At 67.3% G+C, this 20,090-nt stretch carries 20 protein-coding genes; 7 read left to right on the forward strand and 13 right to left on the reverse strand.

Annotation, left to right across the window (positions count from 1 at the left end; genetic code table 11):
* Window position 1: 1 nt before the first annotated feature.
* Entirely contained in the window at window positions 2–505 is a 504-nt protein-coding gene (ybeY, locus tag BM353_RS08265; protein WP_092079170.1) for an rRNA maturation RNase YbeY, read from the reverse strand.
* 82 nt (window positions 506–587) lie between these two features.
* Here ybeY and htpX point away from each other — a divergent pair, with 82 nt between their 5' ends.
* Window positions 588–1,508 (forward strand): zinc metalloprotease HtpX, encoded by a 921-nt coding sequence (htpX, locus tag BM353_RS08270; RefSeq protein ID WP_092079173.1) that lies wholly within the window; start codon window positions 588–590, stop codon window positions 1,506–1,508.
* A gap of 6 nt (window positions 1,509–1,514) precedes the next feature.
* Here htpX and BM353_RS08275 read toward each other — a convergent pair whose 3' ends face one another.
* The 4 genes from BM353_RS08275 to miaB all read right to left on the reverse strand — a co-directional run bounded on the left by BM353_RS08275 (window position 1,515) and on the right by miaB (window position 4,756).
* Entirely contained in the window at window positions 1,515–2,528 is a 1,014-nt protein-coding gene (locus tag BM353_RS08275; protein WP_092079176.1) for a PhoH family protein, read from the reverse strand.
* Window positions 2,529–2,675: 147 nt separating this feature from the next.
* Window positions 2,676–3,026, reverse strand: a complete 351-nt coding sequence (locus BM353_RS08280) for a hypothetical protein (RefSeq protein WP_092079178.1) — start codon at window positions 3,024–3,026, stop codon at window positions 2,676–2,678.
* A gap of 4 nt (window positions 3,027–3,030) precedes the next feature.
* Window positions 3,031–3,267 carry a hypothetical protein gene (locus tag BM353_RS16905; RefSeq protein WP_092079181.1) on the reverse strand — a complete coding sequence of 79 codons (237 nt, stop codon included), beginning with the start codon at window positions 3,265–3,267 and terminating at the stop codon, window positions 3,031–3,033.
* Between the two features lie 166 nt (window positions 3,268–3,433).
* Complete coding sequence (miaB, locus tag BM353_RS08290; RefSeq protein WP_092079184.1) at window positions 3,434–4,756, reverse strand: tRNA (N6-isopentenyl adenosine(37)-C2)-methylthiotransferase MiaB; 1,323 nt, start codon at window positions 4,754–4,756, stop codon at window positions 3,434–3,436.
* Window positions 4,757–4,954: 198 nt separating this feature from the next.
* Between miaB and BM353_RS08295 the strand changes: the two genes are divergently transcribed.
* The 3 genes from BM353_RS08295 to BM353_RS08305 all read left to right on the forward strand — a co-directional run bounded on the left by BM353_RS08295 (window position 4,955) and on the right by BM353_RS08305 (window position 8,737).
* Window positions 4,955–5,776 carry a hypothetical protein gene (locus BM353_RS08295; protein ID WP_092079253.1) on the forward strand — a complete coding sequence of 274 codons (822 nt, stop codon included), beginning with the start codon at window positions 4,955–4,957 and terminating at the stop codon, window positions 5,774–5,776.
* 154 nt (window positions 5,777–5,930) lie between these two features.
* Window positions 5,931–7,964: an ASKHA domain-containing protein gene (locus BM353_RS08300; protein ID WP_092079186.1), complete on the forward strand. Its 2,034-nt coding sequence runs from the start codon at window positions 5,931–5,933 to the stop codon at window positions 7,962–7,964.
* Window positions 7,965–8,137: 173 nt separating this feature from the next.
* Window positions 8,138–8,737 (forward strand): fasciclin domain-containing protein, encoded by a 600-nt coding sequence (locus tag BM353_RS08305; protein WP_092079188.1) that lies wholly within the window; start codon window positions 8,138–8,140, stop codon window positions 8,735–8,737.
* An 88-nt stretch (window positions 8,738–8,825) separates the two neighbouring features.
* Here BM353_RS08305 and cynS read toward each other — a convergent pair whose 3' ends face one another.
* Genes cynS through BM353_RS08320 form a run of 3 tightly spaced genes read right to left on the reverse strand, consistent with a single transcriptional unit; the run spans window position 8,826 to window position 11,941 of the window.
* Window positions 8,826–9,269: a cyanase gene (gene cynS / locus BM353_RS08310; protein WP_218155473.1), complete on the reverse strand. Its 444-nt coding sequence runs from the start codon at window positions 9,267–9,269 to the stop codon at window positions 8,826–8,828.
* 41 nt (window positions 9,270–9,310) lie between these two features.
* Window positions 9,311–11,047, reverse strand: coding sequence for a bifunctional protein-serine/threonine kinase/phosphatase (locus tag BM353_RS08315; protein WP_092079191.1), 1,737 nt, complete (start codon window positions 11,045–11,047; stop codon window positions 9,311–9,313).
* Between the two features lie 60 nt (window positions 11,048–11,107).
* Entirely contained in the window at window positions 11,108–11,941 is an 834-nt protein-coding gene (locus BM353_RS08320; RefSeq protein ID WP_092079194.1) for a formate/nitrite transporter family protein, read from the reverse strand.
* Window positions 11,942–12,737: 796 nt separating this feature from the next.
* Here BM353_RS08320 and BM353_RS08325 point away from each other — a divergent pair.
* Window positions 12,738–14,486, forward strand: a complete 1,749-nt coding sequence (locus BM353_RS08325) for a NirA family protein (protein ID WP_177220497.1) — start codon at window positions 12,738–12,740, stop codon at window positions 14,484–14,486.
* Window positions 14,487–14,509: 23 nt separating this feature from the next.
* Window positions 14,510–16,261 (forward strand): diflavin oxidoreductase, encoded by a 1,752-nt coding sequence (locus BM353_RS08330; protein WP_092079200.1) that lies wholly within the window; start codon window positions 14,510–14,512, stop codon window positions 16,259–16,261.
* Between the two features lie 250 nt (window positions 16,262–16,511).
* On the opposite strand, the gene BM353_RS08335 is transcribed toward BM353_RS08330, so the two are convergent.
* From BM353_RS08335 to BM353_RS08355, 5 genes are all read right to left on the reverse strand, one after another.
* Complete coding sequence (locus BM353_RS08335; protein ID WP_177220498.1) at window positions 16,512–17,075, reverse strand: F0F1 ATP synthase subunit B; 564 nt, start codon at window positions 17,073–17,075, stop codon at window positions 16,512–16,514.
* Between the two features lie 5 nt (window positions 17,076–17,080).
* Window positions 17,081–17,629, reverse strand: a complete 549-nt coding sequence (locus BM353_RS08340) for a F0F1 ATP synthase subunit B' (protein WP_092079203.1) — start codon at window positions 17,627–17,629, stop codon at window positions 17,081–17,083.
* Between the two features lie 104 nt (window positions 17,630–17,733).
* Window positions 17,734–17,970, reverse strand: a complete 237-nt coding sequence (locus BM353_RS08345; protein ID WP_092079206.1) for a F0F1 ATP synthase subunit C — start codon at window positions 17,968–17,970, stop codon at window positions 17,734–17,736.
* A 66-nt stretch (window positions 17,971–18,036) separates the two neighbouring features.
* Complete coding sequence (locus BM353_RS08350; protein WP_092079209.1) at window positions 18,037–18,798, reverse strand: F0F1 ATP synthase subunit A; 762 nt, start codon at window positions 18,796–18,798, stop codon at window positions 18,037–18,039.
* The gene (locus BM353_RS08355) at window positions 18,770–19,171 is read right to left on the reverse strand and encodes an AtpZ/AtpI family protein (protein ID WP_092079212.1); all 402 of its coding nucleotides are present in this window, start codon (window positions 19,169–19,171) and stop codon (window positions 18,770–18,772) included. The genes BM353_RS08350 and BM353_RS08355 overlap by 29 nt, the downstream gene beginning before the upstream one ends.
* A 208-nt stretch (window positions 19,172–19,379) precedes the next feature.
* On the opposite strand from BM353_RS08355, the gene BM353_RS08360 reads away from it, so the two are divergent.
* Window positions 19,380–19,727 carry an ArsR/SmtB family transcription factor gene (locus tag BM353_RS08360; RefSeq protein ID WP_092079215.1) on the forward strand — a complete coding sequence of 116 codons (348 nt, stop codon included), beginning with the start codon at window positions 19,380–19,382 and terminating at the stop codon, window positions 19,725–19,727.
* Window positions 19,728–20,090 lie beyond the last annotated feature (363 nt).

A 20,090-nucleotide genomic window follows, 5' to 3' on the forward strand; every position in this document is an offset into this window, starting at 1 on the left:
GTCATACTCCATTATCCAATGAATATGGGTCAGGCAGCCCCAGTTTGCCAAGTATCTCGCGCTCCAAATCTTCCATAAGGGTCGCATCTGCCTCCCGGGTGTGGTCATAACCCAACAGGTGCAGCACCGCATGGACCACCAGATGGGTCACATGATCGGCCATCGGCTTGCCCGCCGCGTCGGCCTCCCGCGCACAGGTCTCCCAGGCGATGGCGATATCGCCAAGCTCGGGATCGCCTGCCGGATCGGGCGGGATCGGCGCGCCGCCGTCGGCCTCGGCCCCGCGCTCCTCGGAGGGCCAGGAGAGCACGTTGGTCGGCTGGTCCTTGGCGCGAAACTCCCCGTTGAGCTCCGCAACCCGCGCATCGTTGCAGGCCAGCAGGGAAATCTCCCACGCCTCCCCGAGCCCCAGATGCACCAATGCCGCCGCCGCCGCCCGCTCGGCAAGCGCCTCCAGCTCCAGCTCGGCCCAGCGGGCCTCCTCGATCATGGTCTCGACGATCATCGGCGCTCCCGGCCTGCCCTTCATCCCGCACGCGCCGCGCCTATATCAAGGGGCGAGACACCGGCGCTTTGGAGGCGAGCTTATGGGATATGTCAAGACCGCGATGCTGATGGCCGCGATGACGGCGCTCTTCATGGGGATCGGCTACCTGCTGGCGGGCAGCGGCGGGATGGTGATCGCGCTTGTCGTGGCGGCGGGGATGAATGCCGTCACCTGGTGGAATTCGGACCGGATGGTCCTGCGGATGCACAACGCCGAGCTTGTGACGACCGGGGAGCTGCCCCGGATGGTGGCCGAGCTGGCCGCCAATGCCGGCCTGCCCACGCCCGCGACCTACGTGATCAACGAGGCCCAGCCCAATGCGTTTGCCACCGGGCGCAACCCGGCCAACGCGGCCGTGGCGGTGACCACCGGGCTGATGCAGCGGCTCAGCCGCGAGGAACTCGCCGGGGTCATCGCCCACGAGCTCGCCCATATCCGCAACCACGACACCGCGATCATGACCGTGACGGCGACCTTCGCCGGCGCGATCACCATGCTGGCCAATTTCGCGATTTTCTTCGGCGGGCGGCGCGAGGGGGGCGCGGGGCTTCTGGGCACGCTGGCGCTCATGGTCCTTGCGCCGCTGGCGGCGGCGCTGGTGCAGATGGCGATCAGCCGGACGCGGGAATATGCCGCCGACCGGGCGGGGGCGGAGATTTGCGGCCACCCGCTCTGGCTCGCAGGCGCGCTCGCCAAGATTCAGGCCGGGGCCGCGCGGATCGACAACGACGCCGCCGAGCGCAACCCCGCCACGGCGCATATGTTCATCATCAACCCGCTGCACGCCCACAAGCGCGACAACCTCTTCGCCACCCACCCGGCGACGGAAAACCGCATCGCGGCGCTGCGCCAGATGGCGGGCGAGATGGCCCGCCCCGCCGCGCGGCCCGCGCGCGCGCCGAGCCGCGCGACTGGCCGCTCGACTGGCCGCTCGACTGGCCGCAAGGGGCCGTGGAGCTGATGCCGGTCAGGCCGGATTGTCGGCGTCGTAGGCGTTGATGATCTTGGCCACGAGCGGGTGGCGCACCACGTCCTTGGCGGTGAAATAGTTGAAGCTGATCCCGTCGATATGGCCCAGCAGCCGCTCGGCATCGGCCAGCCCAGAGGTCACGCCGCGGGGCAGGTCAACCTGGCTCCGGTCGCCGGTGATGACCATGCGGCTCCCCTCGCCCAGACGGGTGAGGAACATCTTCATCTGCATGGTCGTGGCGTTCTGGGCCTCGTCGAGCACGACGAAGGCGTTGGCCAGCGTGCGGCCGCGCATGAAGGCCAGCGGCGCGATCTCGATCTTCTTTTCCTCGATCAGCTTGGCCACCTGCTTGCCGGGCAGGAAATCGTTGAGCGCGTCGTAGAGCGGCTGCATGTAGGGATCGACCTTGTCCTTCATGTCGCCGGGCAGGTAGCCGAGCTTCTCGCCCGCCTCCACCGCGGGCCGCGACAGGATGATCCGGTCCACCGCCCCTTCGAGGAAGAGCGAGATCCCGACCGCCACGGCGAGATAGGTCTTGCCGGTGCCCGCCGGGCCGATGCCGAAGCCGAGCTCGTTTTCCATCAGCGCGCGGACATAGGTCTTCTGGGCCTCGGTGCGCGGCTCGACGCGTTTCTTGCGGGTGTGGATCTCGACCCGGCCGCCGCGGAACATCTCCAGCTGGTCGCCGTCGCGGGTGCCGGTCTCTTCGACGCTCTCGCCCATGCGGATCTCCCGGTCGATGTCGCCCGGCTCGATGCCGCGCCCGGATTCGAGCCGTTGATAGAGCGCGCGGAGCACCTTGACCGCCTCGGCCTGAAGCTCCTCCTCGCCGTGGACCGCAAGCTGGTTGCCGCGCCGCAGGATCTGCACCGACAGGCGCGCCTCGATTTCGGCCAGGTTACAGTCGAACTCGCCGCAGAGCTCGATCAACAGGCGGTTGTCAGGGAACTCGAGCAGGATTTCCGCCGGGGTTCCGGTATCGGGGCGCGGAGGCAGCGCGGTTGTGGGCAATCAGATCTCCTGCTCAGGGGGCGCTCTCGCGGAGGGCCCGTCTCGTGGCCAATGGGGAAAATGTGCCGCGCCGGTGTCCATATGGCAAGCGCCGCGGTGAAAATGTCATCAGACCGTTACCGATTCTGCTCAATTCGCGGGCGGGGCTCAGCGCGCGGCCGCCCGGCGAAAGACGCCATCCTCGCCGCCGGCGTTGCTCCAGTCGTAGCGCCCGAGCACCGCGCCGGGCGGGTAGCGGTCGTTGCAGATCTGGCGGCCAGAGCGGCTCAGGCGCGGCGTGGCATAGCCCTCGACACCGTTGTCGATGAGCCAGATCTGGCAGCCATCGGGCAGGATCGCGAGCGCGGCCGCCCCGTCGGGGATCGCGCCGGTGCCATCGCCGGCATCATCGGCGCGGGCAATGAGCGAGTCGGGCCCGAAATAGGAGGTTGTGCCTTCGATCCCGCAGCCGGCAAGGCCGAGCGTCACGGCGGCGGAGAGGAGACGTGCTGTCTTCATCGGCTCAGCTCCCGGCCTGGGATTGGGACGTCGTGCTCGGGCGCGCGCCACAGATCGGGCGGCCCGTCGCCGGGTTGATGCGCGGGACCATGTAGCCCTCGAACCCGCCATCGGCGACCCAGTGGGTGCAGCCGTCGGGATCGACCCAGATGCCCCATTCGATATAGCCGGTGACCGGAAGGCTCTCCTGCGCCAGCGCCGGCGCGCCGAGCGCCGCGGCCAGCAGGGCCCCTGTTACCATGCGTCCCGGGCGGCTCAACCGGACCGTACCATTCATCATACCCACTCCCATGCAGTGCCGCGCGGGCGGGCGCGCGGCGAGGCCTTTGATCTGGTCTCAGCTTAGCCCATCCGCCGTCCGGGAAAAGGGCAAAACTGCGCGGGCTCGTGGCGCGGCGCCACCCCGCTCAGATCATCCGCCCGGCGAGCGAGTTGGCCCCGCTTTCGACGATCCGTGCCCGGACGATCTCGCCCCGCGCAGCCGTGCAATCCTCGATATGGACCGCGTGCAGATAGCCCGATTTGCCGACCATCTGGCCCGGCTTGCGCCCCGGCTTTTCGATCAGCACGTCAAGCTCGCGCCCGACCATCTCGTCCTGCACCGCGCGCTGCTGCTCGGTGAGGAGCGCCTGCAGCCGGTGGAGCCGGTCCGTCGCGGCCTCCGGGTCAACCTGCGCGCGCTCGGCGGCGGGGGTGCCGGGGCGGGTCGAATACTTGAAGGAATAGGCGGTGCCGTAGCGGACCGCGCGCACCAGATCCATCGTCGCCTGAAAATCCTCTTCGGTCTCCTCGGGGAAGCCGACGATGAAATCGCCCGAGATCAGGATATCGGGCCGTGCCGCGCGGATCCGCTCGATCAGGCGCAGGTAGCTCTCGGCGGTGTGCTTGCGGTTCATCCGCTTGAGGATGCGGTCCGAGCCGGATTGCACCGGCAGGTGCAGGTAGGGCATGAGCTTGGCGCAAGAGCCGTGCGCCTCGATCAACGCGTCGTCCATGTCGTTGGGGTGGCTCGTGGTGAAGCGGATGCGCTTGAGCCCGTCGATCCCGTCGAGTGCCCAGATCAGCTGCGCCAGCGTCCAGTCCCGCCCGTCCGGGCCCGCGCCGTGATAGGCGTTGACGTTCTGGCCCAGCAGCGTGATCTCGCGCACGCCGCGCTCCACCAGATCGCGCGCCTCGTCGAGGATGCGGGACACCGGCCGCGAAACCTCGGCCCCGCGCGTATAGGGCACCACGCAGAAGGCGCAGAACTTGTCGCAGCCCTCCTGCACGGTGAGGAACGCGGTGGGGCCGCGCGCCGCCTTGGGCCGGGCCTTGAGCCGCTCGAACTTGTCTTCCTCGGGGAAATCGGTGTCGAGCGCCTTCTCGCCGCTGCGCGCCTTGGCCTCCAGCTCCGGCAGGCGGTGATAGCTCTGCGGGCCGACCACCAGATCGACCAGCGGCTGGCGGCGCATGATTTCCTCGCCCTCGGCCTGGGCCACGCAGCCGGCAACCCCGATCTTGAGGTCCGGATTTTCCGCCTTCAGCCCGCGAAACCGCCCCAGCTCGGAATAGACCTTCTCGGCCGCCTTCTCGCGGATGTGGCAAGTGTTGAGCAGGATCATATCCGCGTCATCGGGGGTCTTGGTCTCGACATAGCCCTGCCCGCCCAGAGCCTCCGCCATGCGCTCGCTGTCATAGACGTTCATCTGGCAACCATAGGTCTTGATGAAGAGCTTCTTGGGCGCGGTCATGTCGAGGGGTCCTTCGCGGGCGGGTAGGCGTGCGGGATCAAGGCGCGGGCATAGCGCACCGGGCGCGTGCTTGCAATGGCGCGGAAATTGGCCGACTCTCCGCGCCGACCAACAAAGGCAGGCAGGGATCGGATGGCGGCTCAGACCCCGGACAAGGGCGCGCTCACGTTGCAGGACGTGCTGACCGCGCGGGTGGAGATGCTCGGTTCGGGGCCCGTGGCCGCGATCTTCATCGAGGACGAGGTCGAGATCGAAAGCACCCTGCGCCACCACGCCGCGCGCGGCTTTCGCACCGTCCTCGCCTTTGCCCCCGCCGATATCGCCCTGTCGGACGCCCTGCCCGAGACGGTCCAGCCCGTGGCCTATGACACCCGCGCGCCGGGGATGCTGACCGAGGCGATGAACGCGCTCATCGCCGCCGCGCCCGGGGTCTGGTTCTATTATGGCTACAACGCCGAGTACCTCTACTACCCGTTCTGCGAGAGTCGCAGCATTGGCGAGATGCTGACCTTTCACGGCGAGGAACGGCGCGCGGCGATGCTGGCTTACGTGGTCGATCTCTATGCCGACGATCTGGAGGCCCATCCCGGCGCCGTCTCGCGGCAGGACGCCTTTCTCGACAGCGCGGGCTACTACGCGCTTGCCCGGCGCGACGGCGAGGACGATCACCCGAAGGAGCGGCAACTCGACTTCTTCGGCGGCCTGCGCTGGCGCTTCGAGGAACACGTCCCCGAGGACCGCCGCCGCATCGACCGCATCGCCCTCTTCCGCGCGCGCGCTGGCCTGCGCCTGCTGCCCGACCACCGGCTGAACGACGAGGAAATGAACACCTACGCCTGCCCCTGGCACCACAACCTCACCGCCGCGGTCGTCTCCTTCCGCACCGCCAAGGCGCTCAAGCGCAATCCCGGCAGCAGCTTCGACATCCCCAGCTTCATGTGGCGCAACTCGGTGCGGTTCGAGTGGTCCTCGGGGCAACTGCTCGATCTGGGGCTGATGGAGCCGGGGCAGTGGTTTTGAGCAGGTAAGCTGGCGCGGGGCGACCAGCCCCGAGCCGCGCCCTCCAGCACCAACTTTGCCTGCATCCGATTTCGCCATCCCCTCCCTTCCCCTTCCCGCCCGGCCCGCTATGTTGGCGCCCGAACCAAGCCAGAGGCGACCCCAGAGGCGACCCATGACCCAAGACCCGCTCGTCATCTTCACCCCATCGGGCAAACGCGGCCGATTCCCGGCGGGCACGCCCGTGCTCACCGCCGCGCGGCAGCTTGGTGTCGATCTCGACAGCGTCTGCGGCGGGCGGGGCATCTGTTCGAAATGCCAGGTCCAGCCCTCCTACGGCGAATTCGCCAAACACGGGCTGACGGTCCATGACGACGCGCTTTCAGAGTGGAACAAGGTCGAGCAGCGCTACGACGAGAAACGCGGGCTGAAACCGGGGCGGCGGCTGGGCTGTCAGGCGACGATCCAGCGCGATGTGGTGATCGACGTGCCCCCCGAAAGCCAGGTCCACAAACAGGTGGTGCGCAAACGCGCCGAGGCGCGCGACATCACCCTCAACCCGACCGTGCGGCTGCATTACATCGAGGTGGCCGAGCCCGACATGCACGACCCGACCGGCGATCTGGAGCGGGTCAAGGCGGCGCTGGCCGCGCAGTGGGAGATCCCCGAGGTGGAGGCCGATCTGGCAATCCTCGGCCAGCTTCAGACCGCGCTGCGCAAGGGCGGGTGGAAAATCACCGTCGCGCTGCATCATGACGCGGGCCCGCGCCCCAGCATCATGCACCTCTGGCCGGGGCTCTACGAGGGCGCGATCTACGGGCTCGCGGTCGATCTGGGCAGCACGACCATCGCCGCGCATCTGTGCGATCTGCGCACCGGCGCGGTCGTGGCGTCATCCGGGCTCATGAACCCCCAGATCCGCTTCGGCGAGGACCTGATGAGCCGCGTGAGCTACGCGATGATGAACGAGACCGGCGCAGACGAAATGACCGCGGCGGTGCGCGAGGGGATGAACACCCTCTTTGGCCAGATCGCCGGGGAGGCCGGGATCGAGCGCGGGCTGATCATGGATGCGGTTTTCGTCTGCAACCCGGTGATGCACCACCTCTTTCTCGGGATCGACCCCTATGAGCTTGGGCAGGCGCCCTTCGCGCTGGCCACCTCCGACGCGCTGCGCCTCATGGCGCGGGATCTTGAGCTGGAGCTGCACCCGGCGGCGCGGGCCTACCTGCTGCCCTGCATCGCCGGCCACGTTGGCGCCGATGCCGCCGCCGTCGCGCTCTCCGAGGCGCCGGACAAGAGCGAGGACCTCGTGCTCATCGTCGACGTGGGCACCAATGCCGAGATCCAGCTGGGCGACAAGACCCGCGTGCTCGCCTGCTCCTCGCCCACCGGCCCGGCCTTCGAGGGCGCCCAGATCAGCGCGGGCCAACGCGCCGCGCCCGGCGCCATCGAGCGCGTCGAGATCGACCCCGAGACCAAGGAGCCGCGCTTCAAGGTGATCGGCTGCGAGCTGTGGTCCACCGATCCAGAGTTCGCCACCGCCACGGCCGAGACCGGGATCACCGGGATTTGCGGCTCGGGCATCATCGAGGCGATTGCCGAGATGCGCATGGCGGGCCTCGTGGACGCCTCCGGCCTCATCGGCTCGGCCGCGCAGACCGGCACCGCGCGCTGCATCGCCGACGGGCGGACCCACGCGTACCTGCTGCACGACGGCAGCGCCGAGGGCGGGCCGGTCATCACCGTGACCAACCCCGACGTGCGCGCGATCCAGATGGCCAAGGCCGCGCTCTACGCGGGCGCGCGCCTGTTGATGGACAAGCGCGGCGTGGATGTGGTGGACCGGGTGGTGCTTGCCGGGGCCTTCGGCGCGCATATCTCGCCCAAACACGCGATGGTGCTTGGCATGATCCCGGATGCCCCGCTGAACAAGGTGACGAGCGCGGGCAACGCGGCGGGCACGGGCGCGCGGATCGCGCTGCTGAACAAGGCCGCCCGCGGCGAGATCGAGGCGACGGTGCGGCAGATCGAGAAGATCGAGACCGCCATCGAGCCGCGCTTTCAGGAGCATTTCGTCAACGCCTCGGCGCTGCCCAACGCCGCCGAGCCCTTCCCCCACCTCGCGCAGGTGGTGCGCCTGCCCGATGTCTCGTTCAACACCGGACAGACCGAGGACGGCGGGCGGCGGCGGCGCAGGCGCCGGTAAGAGGGCCCCGGCGCAGCGGGGTTCCCAACAGCGATCTGACAATGACTTGATCGCCGCACCGGTCAAACCCCGATAAAAATCTGAACCTTTTCACCGCGGGGCCAGTTGTCTCCCCAAGCGGCGTCCGAGACGGGCGCTGCATGACTGTGAACTGTTATGAAAAGGAGTCTTCCATGACCCGCTTTGGTAAAACCGCACTGCTTAGCGCAACGATCCTGACCGCCGCCGCTCCGGTGAGCGCCGAGATCATCAACGGCCACCTGCTCGACGAAAACAAGACCGTCGTGGAAAACGCGATGAAGGTGCAGAACTTCTCGACGCTCGTCGCCGCGGTCAAAGCCGCCGGTCTGGATGATGACCTGATGGGCGAAGGCCCCTACACCATCCTCGCCCCGACCGACGCCGCCTTTGCCGAACTGCCCGAAGGCACGGTCGAGGAGCTGCTGAAGCCCGAGAACATGGCCCAGCTGGAAAGCCTGCTGCGCGCCCACGTGATCCCGGCCGAGCTGACCCACGCGGACATCGACAAGCTGCTGCTGGATGATGACGACGGCGGGCTCGACATCGCCGTGACCGAGGTCGAAGGCGAAGGCTTTTCGGTCGACACGCTGACCATCGGCACTGACGTGACGTTCAAGAAGGTTGGCGATGCGACCTACGTGTCCAGCACGCTGGGCGGCGAAGAAGTCGGCATCAAGATCATCGAAGGCGACATCGCCGGCTCGAACGGCGTGATCCACGTGATCGACGGTGTGTTGATGCCCGCGTCGTAAGACGACCGACGACGGCTGGTATTCCTGCCGCCAAGGCCGCCCGAAGCATCGCGCTCCGGGCGGTCTTTTTTCGCGCGCGTGACCCCCGTCACCAGGCGTTGTACTGCAGGTACTTGCCCGACATCTCGACCTTCACGCGGTCGCCCTTGGGGTTGGGCTCACGGGTGACCGACATCTCGAAATCGATCGCGGACATGATCCCGTCGCCGAATTTCTCGTGGATCAGCGCCTTGAGCGTCGGGCCGTAGACGCCGACGATCTCGTAGAACCGATAGACGCACGGGTCGGTCGGGACGGTCTGCTCCCAGACCTTGTTGGGGCTTTCGGCCAGCACCGCGGCCGCCTCCTGCGGCAGCGAGAGCGCCGTGACCAGCGCCTCGGCCTTGGCTTCGGGGAAGGCGTTCATCCCCATCGACGCCGAATGGGTGAAGACCGGCGACATGTCGATCTTCTCGGCGATATCCTCCCATGTCAGCCCGGCCTGTTTCTTGGCCGAAATGATCATCGCGGTGACGTCTTCCTTGGTCATCATGGGGCTTTTGTCCTTTTCTGTCGGGGTTGGTGTGGTGTGTCTCAGCGCATCGCCAGCACGGCGAGGATCAGGCAGAGCAGCGCCAGAAGGCCCGAGAGCGTCTTCCAGAAACGCTCGGGGTCGCGCTCGGCGAGCGGGACCTGATGGCGCGCGCGATAGGCGAGGCTCGGGGCGCGCAGGTTGGCGGCGAACTCCGAGAGCGCGGGGTGGCGGCGGGCCGGATCGGGATGCACCGCGCGGCGCAGCGCATCGTCGAGCCAGCCGGGGATGGGGTGCGCCGCATCGCGCGCGGAGCGATAGCGCAGGCGCATCCGATCCCGCGGGCTGCGGATCCGGCCGACGTGATTGCCATAGGGCAGCGCGCCGGTCAGCATCTCGTAGGTGATGACCCCGAGCGAAAAGAGATCGGCGCTCCAGCTCACCGGATCGTTGGAAAAATACTCCGGCGCAGAGTATTGCACCGTGCCCATGACGCCATCCTCGGCCCGCGCCGGCGCGGCCTCCTGCACCCCGGCGACATAGGCCGCGCCGAAATCGATGATCTTCACCGTGCCGTCGCGGTCGATCATGATGTTCTCGGGGCGCAGATCCTGATGCAGCATCTCACGGCGGTGGAACATGCGCAGGCCCCGGATCACCTGTTCCACGATGTCGCGGACCTGTTCGAGATCGGGCGCGGGGGTGTCGCGCATCCATTGGCGCAGGGTCTGGCCTTCGATGAAATCGGTGACGACGTAGAGGCTGCTGCGCTCCTGCGGAAGGTCCGGCGCGCCGAGCACGTGGGGGCTGTCGATGCGCCGGGCGATCCATTCTTCCATGAGGAACCGGCGGAGCCAGTCGCGATCCTGACGGGCGTCGGACGACGGGATCTTGAGCGCCACGCGCCGCCCACCCGGGAGGCGCGCGAAATAGATGTGTGAGCGGTGGTTCGAATGGATCTGGCGCAGGATGGTGATCCCGTCGATCACGTCGCCGTCGCGCGGCAGCGGCGGGACGGGGAGCGCCTCAAGCTCGGTCTCGAACCCGGTGTCCTCGGCGGCGGGGAGCGCGTCGATGGCCACGATCTGGACGGTGAGGTTGTCATCGCTGCCCGCCTTCAGCGCATCGTCCAGAATGCCGCGCGCGGCGGTATCGAGATCGGGGCCCTCGGCGATGCGCGCGGCCACGGCCCGGGCCGACCAGTGCTCATGCGCGCCGTCGGTGCTCAGCACGAAGACATCGCCCGGCTCGACCGGCACGCAGCGATAGCTCGGCTCGACACGCGGCGCGGCGCCCATGGCGCGGGTCAACACGTTTTCCGCCCCCTCCAGCGCGATGCGGTGGTCCTCGGTCAGCGGTTCGAGACTCTGGCCCGAAAGGCGCCAGATGCGGCTGTCGCCGACGTGAAACAGATGGGCGCTGCGGGCCTTGAGGATGAGCGCGGCGAGGGTGCAGACATGGCCGCGATCGGCATCGCCCGCCAGCCCGGCAAAGCCGCTCCGGGCATGGAGCCAGCTGTTGGTGGCGGCGATCACGCGGGACGCGGCGGTGCGCACGGTCCAGGAGGCGGGGGTCGCGAAATAATCCGTGAGCAGGGCTTTGACCGTCATCTCGGCGGCCTCGGCGCTGACCTGGGAGGTGGAGATCCCGTCGGCCAGAACGAGCGCCGCGCCCTTGAGGTGCAGCGCGCGGCCCCGGGGCACGAGCGCGCCGTGAAAATCCTGATTGACCGGCTTCACCCCCGCCGAGGAGGCTTGGCCGATACGCAGGGCGAGGGTGCTGGCGGTGTCTTTTGGCATGAGGCGCTCGGACGCAATCGGGCCCCGCGGCGATGCGCGGGGCCCGGCCTGCGGTGGGGCTTATTCGGCCGGGGTGCCGACAGCTTGGACCACGCGTTTGGGCGAGGTCTTGTAGTGGGTCGAGTAGAGCATCGCGCCGACAAAGGTCAGCCCGCCCACGAGGTTGCCGACCACGGTCGGGATCTCGTTGTAAAGCAGGTAGTCGCCCCAGGTGAAATCCGCGCCGAGCAGGATGCCGATGGGGAAGAGGAACATGTTCACGATGGAGTGCTCGAACCCGAGATAGAAGAAGATCAGGATCGGCATCCACATCGCCATGATCTTGCCGGAAACCGAGGTCGACATCATCGCCGCGACCACGCCGGTGGAGACCATCCAGTTGCACATCACGGCGCGCACGAAGAGCGTCAGCATCCCGCCGCCGCCCGCTTCGGCGTAGCCGATGGTGCGGGAGTGGCCGATGTTCATCAACCGATCGCCCACCGCGTTGGGCTCGGTGGTGAAGCCCATGGTGAAGGTGATGGCCATGAAGACAGCGGTGGTCATCGCGCCGGCGAAGTTGCCGACGAAGACCAGACCCCAGTTGCGCAACATGGCGCTCGTGGTCACGCCGGGGCGCTTGTCGAAGAGCGCGAGCGGCACCAGCGTGAAGACGCCCGTGAGCAGATCGAAGCCGAGCAGATAGAGCGTGCAGAACCCGACAGGGAAGAGCAGCGCGCCGATGATGAAGCTGCCGGTGTTGACCGCGACGGTGACGGCAAAGGCGGCGGCCAGCGCGAGGATGGCGCCGGCCATGTAGGCGCGGATGAGCGTGTCCTTGGTGGACATCATGACTTTGGATTCACCGGCATCCACCATTTTGGCGGCGAACTCGGCGGGTTGAACATATGACATCTCGATCTGTCCTTCTGTATCTGGTTGATCTGGCGTTGGGGGCCGCGCGTCTGGCAAGGCCCCGAAGGGTGATGCGGCGAGGTCGTCGGGCGGCCGCACGCAGCAGGTGTTGGGGGTATGAAGGCGGGGGCGTGGCTGCCGGGTTTCGATCCTTTGCTGCTGTGGATGAGCTCGCAGAGGATCGGGACAAGCGCGCGCCGATCGCACCCCGGGGGTTCGGGGAGCAAGCTCAGCGCCGTTGCTGTGGTCCCGTGTGCCGGGGCTATGTCGTGAGGGGCCGCACCGTTGCGGCGGGCGCGAAGGACGCGCCGATAGCTCAACCTTCGGCAGCACGCGGCGAGTCTGGCAAGCCGGTTTCTCGCAAAACCCGCCCTTTTGGCCGGATTTTTGCGGAGCACGCGCCGCCACGCACAATTATTACGCGCTGCACTGCGGCGTGCGGGGCTGGAACCGGGCCGGAAGCTCACCGAATCGCTCGGCGGGGCCGGGCAGCGGCGCGGAATGCGCATTCAGACGCGCTTTCGCGCCCGGTTTGCGCCCATTGAGTCCGCGTCTGCCCAATGCATGATCACATTGCCGCCGCCGCCATTGCCCGCGCGGGCAATGGCCTCTCTCCGGCTTGACAAGCCCCATGGCAATGACTGACCTCAACCTCATAGCGCGCGTGGCTCCGGCCCGCCGCCCGTCAGACAACGACGTCTGCACCGCGATGCGCCCATCGCACTCGGCACCAAAGGCGGTGCGAACCTTCCAGATTCCTCCCGAGATCCATCGGGCCCTTCAAGGAGCGTTCCCTATGCCGTCCGAGCCCCAGACCACCGGTGGTTTTTCATCCGAACAACAATCCTACCTCGTCGATGTCATGGCGCGGCTCAAGCTGCACCAGGCCTTCCAGTCCGGTGAGGCGGAGGCCGCCGCGCCCGAGACGGTCTACGGCACCCCACTCGAAGACCTCGCGAAGGAAGAGGTGAAAAAGCACGAGATTAACCCCAGTGACCTTTGGGAGCATCTCGAACGCTGGACCGCGAAGAACGAGATCGCCACCGGGCTCGATCAGTTCCTCCTGCGCCACTGGGGCTTTTTCAACGTCGAGCCCAACAGCCCCGGCTACATGATGCGGATGCGCATCCCGGCCTGCAAACTGCGCGGCGACCAGATGATCGCACTGGCCGAGATCTGCGAGAAATACACCGGCGGCTATGCCCATGTGACCACGCGCGGCAATTTCCAGATGCGCGAGATCGAGCCGAAAAACGTCATCAACATCATCTACGCGCTGCAGGACGCGGGCCTCTCCTGCCATGGCTCGGGCGCCGATTCTGCGCGCAACATGACGACAACGCCCACCGCCGGGTTCGACCCGGCCGAGATCATTGACCTCGCTCCCCAGACGATTCACCTCTCCAACCTCGTCATGCGCACCCGCGAGTTGCAGGGCATCCCGCGCAAGTTCAACATCTCCTTCGACAATGGCGGCACGATCTCCTGCGTGAGCGACACCAATGACATCAGCTTTCAGGCCGTCGAGATCGGCGAGAATGAGGCCGGGCTCGCGCCGGGCGTCTACTGCCGGATCCTGCTCGGCGGGATCACCGGCCACAAGGATTTCGCCCGCGATACCGGCATCATTTGCCGCCCCGAGGATACCGTTCAGATCGCCGCCGCGATGCTGCATGTCTTCGTCGAGCACGGCGACCGGACCAACCGCAAACGCGCGCGGCTGAAGTACCTGCTGGATGCCAACGGGTTCGACTGGTTCATCGAGCGCACCCGCGAAAACCTCGCCAAATTCGACTGCGCGGCCGAGCTTGTGCCGCTCTCCATCGAGCATGACGCGCCGCGCGCGCCCGTCGACCGGCAGGCCCATGTCGGCATCCACGCGCAGAAGGCGCCGGGGATGAACTACGCCGGGCTGGTGCTGGAGATGGGGCGCCTCTCGCACCAGCAGCTGCGGGCGATCGGTGAAATCGCGATGCGCTCGGGGCAAAACGACGTGCGGCTCACCGTCTGGCAGAACGTGCTCATCCCCCATATCGCCGATGCGGATGTGGGCGACGTGGTCGCCCGGCTGGACGCGTCCGGCCTGCCCACCAGCGCCACCGCCTTCGCCGCAGGGGCCGTCGCCTGCACCGGCAAGGCGGGCTGCAAGCTCGCGCAGGCCTTCACCAAGGAGGACGGCACGCGCCTCGTGCGCCATTTGGAAAGCCGCTTCAGCCTCGACCAGCCGATCAACATCCACCTCACCGGATGCCCCAATTCCTGCGCCCAGCATTACATCGGCGACATCGGGCTCATGGGCGTCACCACGGCGGAGGGCAAGCCGGGCTACAACATCGTGCTCGGCGGCGGCTGCGATCTCGATCGCGGGCTCGCGCGGCCGCTTTGCGGGCCGGTGGACGCCGAAGAGATAGATCAGCTGATCGAGAACGTCGTCGCCAATTACCTGGCGCGCCGGTCCGACGGCGAAAGTTTCCTCGCCTTCACCCGCCGCCTCAGCGACCAGGAGCTTCCCGAGCTTCTCGCCGCCAAAAGCCTCGCCGCCTGAGCCGCCTGACAGGACCCGCAGACATGACCAGACCCGAAACCGGAATTCTCGACAAGCTGGCCTTTGCCATCGGCCAGACCGAAACCGCCAGAGCGCCCCAGTTCCTGCCCGAAGACGCGCCCTTCGAGGCCGATCAGCGGCATTGGCTGAACGGGTTGCTGACCGGCCTCAACGCCATCGCCCAGGCCTCCGCCGGCACCGGGGCCGAGGCGGCGCCGGGCACTGCGCTGACCGTGCTCTATGGCTCCCAGTCCGGGACCTGCGAGTCGCTCGCCAAGGACCTGCGCAAATTCGCCAAGACTCAAGGGTTCGAGGCCAGCGTGGCCGATCTCGATTCGGTAGAGATCTCGGACCTTGCGGCCATCAACCACCTGCTGATCCTCGCCGCCACCACCGGCGAGGGCGAGCCGACGGACAATGCGCGCGGCTTTTACAAGGCCCTGCTCGCCGAGGATGCGCCTGCCCTGCCCGAAACGCTGAATTTCAGCGTCTGCGGCCTGGGCGACAGCAGCTATGCGCTGTTCAACAAGGCGGCGGTGGATATCGATGCGCGGCTGGGCGAGTTGGGGGCCACGCGGGTGCAGGATCTGGTGGCCTGCGACGTGGCCTACGAGGACGACTACGGCGCGTGGAAAGAGGCGGTGTTCCAGACCGAGCCCTTCGCCTCAGCCGCCGGGGCCGCCTCCGCGCCCGCCCCCGAAGCCGGGCCCGCCTTCGACAAGAACCATCCCTTCCTCGCCACGCTGCTGGAGGTCCGCTGTCTCAACGTCGAGGGTTCGGCCAAGACGGTGAACCACGTGGAGATTTCGCTCGCCGGTGGCGGCGAGGATCTCGACTATGCGGTGGGCGATGCGCTCGGGCTCTGGCCGATCAACTGCCCCGAGGAGGTCCGCGCGATTCTGGCCGCGACCGGGTTTACCGGGGCCGAGCCGATCATGCTCAAGACCGGGCCCTCGGGCCTGCGCGCGGCGCTGCTGACCCGGCTCGATCTGACCACCGCGACCCCCGCCACGCGCGAGGCCTGGGGCGGGGCCGAGATGGAGGCGCCACAGGTGATCGACCTGCTGCGCGCCGGGGTCGAGGGCATGACGCCGCAGATGCTCGTCGACGGGCTGCGCCCGCTCCAACCGCGGCTCTACTCGATCTCGTCGAGCCCCCGCAAACACCCCGGCGAGGTCCACCTCACCGTCGGCGAGGTGCATTACGATCTGCACGGCTCGGCGCGCAAGGGCTGCGCCTCGACCTATCTCGGCCAGCGCCTCACCCCCGGCGCGACGGTCGGCGTCTACATCCAGCGCTCGGCCCATTTCCACGCGCCCGCGGATGACGCATCGCCCCTGATCATGATCGGCCCCGGCACCGGCATCGCCCCCTTCCGCGCCTTCCTCGAAGAGCGCGAGATGCGCGGGGCAACGGGGCCCAACTGGCTCTTTTTCGGCGATCAGCACGAGGCCACCGACTACCTCTACCGCGATGAAATCGCCGACTGGCAGGTGAGCGGGCTCCTGACCCGCGCCAGCCTCGCATGGTCGCGCGACGGGGCCGAGAAGGTCTATGTCCAGCATCTGATCAAACGCGAGGGCGCGGAGTTTTTCGGCTGGCTGGAGTCGGGCGGCGCAATCTACATCTGCGGCGATGCCACGCGCATGGCGGCGGATGTGGAGGCGGCGATCCTTGCGGTTATCGCGGAGCATGGGAAGATGGATGCGGAGGCCGCGCGCGTCTATCTGGATGTGCTGGCCAAGAGCCACCGGTATCAGCGGGACGTTTACTGACGTTGCAAGCTTTGGCGCGGGCCGACCAGCCTCGGGCCGCGCCCGACCCTTCCCCGGGAGGGCGAAGGTCGATGGGCCTGGCCGCACAGCCGTCGTCCGGTGCGGTCAAGATGACGCGCAGACCATGAGAGACCCCAAGCACCATCCCAGTATCGGGCGCGGCCCTATTCGTCTCGATCGAACCTCCTGACCCAACACGAAAAAACCCGGGCTTGCGGCCCGGGTTTTTCAAGTCGAATGTCGCGACGGCTCAGTGGAGCTTGGCGTCGACCTCGGTGATGGAGGCGTCGATCAGCGCGTTGGCTTTCTCGGCGTTCATCTGGCCGGCCACGACCTCACGCGCCGCGGCAATGGCCACGGCCACGGCCTTGTTGCGCACGTCGCGCACGGCGCCGGCTTCGGCGGAGGCGATCTGCTCCTCGGCCCCGGCAAGTCGGCGCGCGATCGAGCGCTGGAGCTCGGCCTTGGCTTGCTCGGCGGCACTGGCGGCTTCTTCGCGGGCCTGTGTGATGATCCGCTCGGCCTGGGCTTCGACGTCCTTCTGCTTGCGCTCATAGGAGGCGAGCAGCGACTGGGCCTCTTCGCGCAGGGCGCGCGCTTCGCTCAGTTCGGACTGGATCCCCTCGGCACGCTTGTCGAGCATGCCGATGATCAGGCCCGGGACCTTGAAGTAGAGCAGGATCGCGCAGAAGGCGATGAAGCCAAGCAGGACGATGAAGTCGGTGTTCTTGAGCGAGAAGAACGGGCCGGTGGCGGCGAAGGCGGGGCTCGCCATCAGCGCCATGGCCAGAGGCAGGGTCAGGTTGCGCAGCATCGGGCTCATCCTTTCGTCTGCTTTTCGACCGCGGCCGAAACGGCGGCGTCGTCGGCGGTGCCGCCAAGGGCGGAGACGATGGCCTGCGCGGTGTCGCGCGCAACCTCGGTCACGCTCTCCAGGGCGCTGGCGCGGATCTCGGCGATGGCCGCTTCGGATTCGCCGGTCTTCTCGGCGATCTGGGCATCGGCGGCCGCGATGGCCTTGTCGAGCTCGACCTGGATCTCGGCGCGGGTCTCGGCGGCGATGCGTTGCGCCTCGGCGCGGGCATCGGCGAGCGCCTTGTCATAGGCCTTCTCCGCCTCGTCCGCCTGGGCCTTGAGCTCCTCGGCGGCGGCGATGTCATTGGTGATGGTGCCCTGGCGTTCGGCCAGAACCGCGCCGATGCGCGGAAGAGCGATGCGCGAAAGCAGGAAGTAGATTGCGGCGAGGGTCACCAGCAACCAGAAGATCTGGTTGGGGAACCAGTCGAAGCAGAGCTGGGGAAGGCCGATGGCGCTGCCATCCGCGCCGACGCAGCTGCCAACCGCTTCTGATGTTGTCTCGGTCGCCATGTGGCCGGACTCCCGGGTGGTGGTCTCGAAAGGAAACCGTCTCGTGTCATCGGGCGAACCGGAACTCCCGGCCCGCCCGCGCGTAAGGATCGGTCAGTCGCGGATCAGACCGCGAACATCAGCAGAAGGGCGACGAGGAACGAGAAGATCCCGAGCGCTTCCGCGAAGGCGATGCCGATGAAGAGCGTCGCGGTCTGGCCGGCTGCGGCCGAGGGGTTGCGCAGGGCGCCGGCGAGGAAGTTGCCAGCAACGTGGCCCACACCGATGGCCGCCGCGCCGGAGCCGATGCCTGCGAGGCCAGCACCGATGAATTGGCCGAGTTCTGCGATATTGCCTTCCATTGTTCTTCTCTCCTTACGATGGAATTGCGAATTGGGTGTGGCGGCCCGGAGGCGCGCCGGTGTTCGTTAGTGGCTCGGATGCAGGGCATCCTTGAGGTAGACACAGGTCAGGATGGTGAAGACGTAGGCCTGGATGAAGGCCACAAGCACTTCGAGCCCGTAGATCGCCGTCACCGCGATGATCGAGAACGGCGCGATCGCCGCGATCGCCGCGAAGCCCGCGAAAACCTTGATCACCGCGTGGCCCGCCATCAGGTTGCCGGCAAGACGGATCGAGTGGCTGACGGGGCGGACGAAGTAGGAAATCACCTCGATGACCGCGAGGATCGGCCGCAGCGCGAGCGGCGCCGAGGCGACCCAGAAGAGGTTGAGGAACGCTTTGCCGTTCTTGGCGAAGCCGATCACCGTCACGGTGATGAAGACGGCGAAGGCGAGGATCGCGGTCACGGCGATATGCGAGGTCGTGGTGAACGCCGTCGGCAGCAGGCCGAGGAAGTTGGCCACCACGATGAACATGAAGAGCGTCATGATATAGGGGAAGTATTTCACCCCGTCCTTGCCCGCGACATCCTCGACCATCTTGTAGATAAAGCCGTAGGCGAGCTCGGCGATGGATTGCGACCGGTTCGGCACGATGGCGCGCGAGCGGGTGCCGAAGACCAGAAGCGCCGCGATCACGAGGACGGAAAGCGCCATCCAGAGCGTCACGTTGGTGATCGTGTACCAATGCACCGGGCCATCGCCGAAGAGCGGCTTGACGATGAATTGATCCATCGGGTGGAAGGAAAGTCCACCGCTGTCACCCTGTGCGGTCGTCTCGGTCGCCATGCGCCTTTGTCCCCTCGTCTGCGTTCGCGTCGTCTGCGTTATCGTCGTCTGCGGTCTCGCCGACGCCCAGTTCGAGCGCCTGTAGGCGTTGGATCTCCTTGGCGCTGCGCATCATCACCTTGATGCCGGCCGCGAAGCCCAGAAATATGAACAGCACCATGAGCCAGGGTGTCGTGCCGAGGAGGCGGTCCAACCCGTATCCGATGCCGAAGCCGATCCCGAGACCGGCCACAAGCTCTGTCACCATGCGCCAGGCGTGTTGCGCCTGAGAATAGTGCTCCTCCATGTGGGGCTTGGGCGCATGCTGGGCCCGAGCGGCCTCGATCCGTTCCGCTAGACTGGCCTTTGGCGTGTCATCGGAGGGCTCGTGCATGGCGGTTTCCCCGCTGGAAGATTGCGCCAAGTGCTATGCTGCGGGCGGGTGTGAGTCAAGCGCGGGTGAGGCGCGGTCAAGTCGTTGTATTTGCGTCACTTTATTCGCGCGGGTGAGGGGCGCCACGTCCCCCGCGGCCCCGCGCCCTGCCCCGCGGCATATTCAACCAATCGGTTGACGATCGCCGGCCACCGGGGCAGGAGAAGCCATGACGCCCACCCTTGACACCGTCTTTGCCGCCCTCGCCGACCCCACCCGCCGGGCCATCCTCGCGATGCTTCTGGAGGATGACATGGCGGTTACCGACGTGGCCGAGCCATTCGAGATGTCGCTCGCGGCGATCTCCAAGCACCTCGCCATCCTCTCCCGCGCCGGGCTGATCTCGCAGGAAAAGCGTGGCCGGGTGAAATGGTGCAAACTGGAGCCGGACGCGCTGCGCGATGCCTCGGTCTGGATGCAGGGTTTCGGCCAGTTCGAAGCGGTGAACCTTGACGATTTCGAGCGGTTTCTGGAGCGGGAGCTGGGGGCGGAGCAGGCGGAGGGCGTCAGGGACTGAGATGGGCGCGGAGTGATTTGCCCCGGGCCATGCCCTCCCCTCACTGCGAAACAGCACCTTCTGGGGGTAGGCCTTCGTCCAACACACGGCGCAGCTGCGCGTCTACGCTGTGCGATTTCCGCTTGGCGCGGGGCGCCCAGCCCCGAGCCGCGCCCTCCCCTCCCCCCCCCGGGAGGGCGCATGGCGATGTCGGGAGCCGCACAGAGCGCGTTCGGTGCTTTTGAGATAAAGCCCTGACCACGGGCGGTGCGAAGCGCCATCCCAGGGTCGGGCGCGGCTCTTTGCACACTGGCTTCAGCGGGTCGGTTTCTTGCTCTGTGGAATGCGCTCCGCGCGTTCGATCCTCAAACGGTCCACTGGACC

It is taken from the genome of Poseidonocella sedimentorum (genome assembly GCF_900116005.1).
Classification (GTDB): domain Bacteria; phylum Pseudomonadota; class Alphaproteobacteria; order Rhodobacterales; family Rhodobacteraceae; genus Poseidonocella; species Poseidonocella sedimentorum.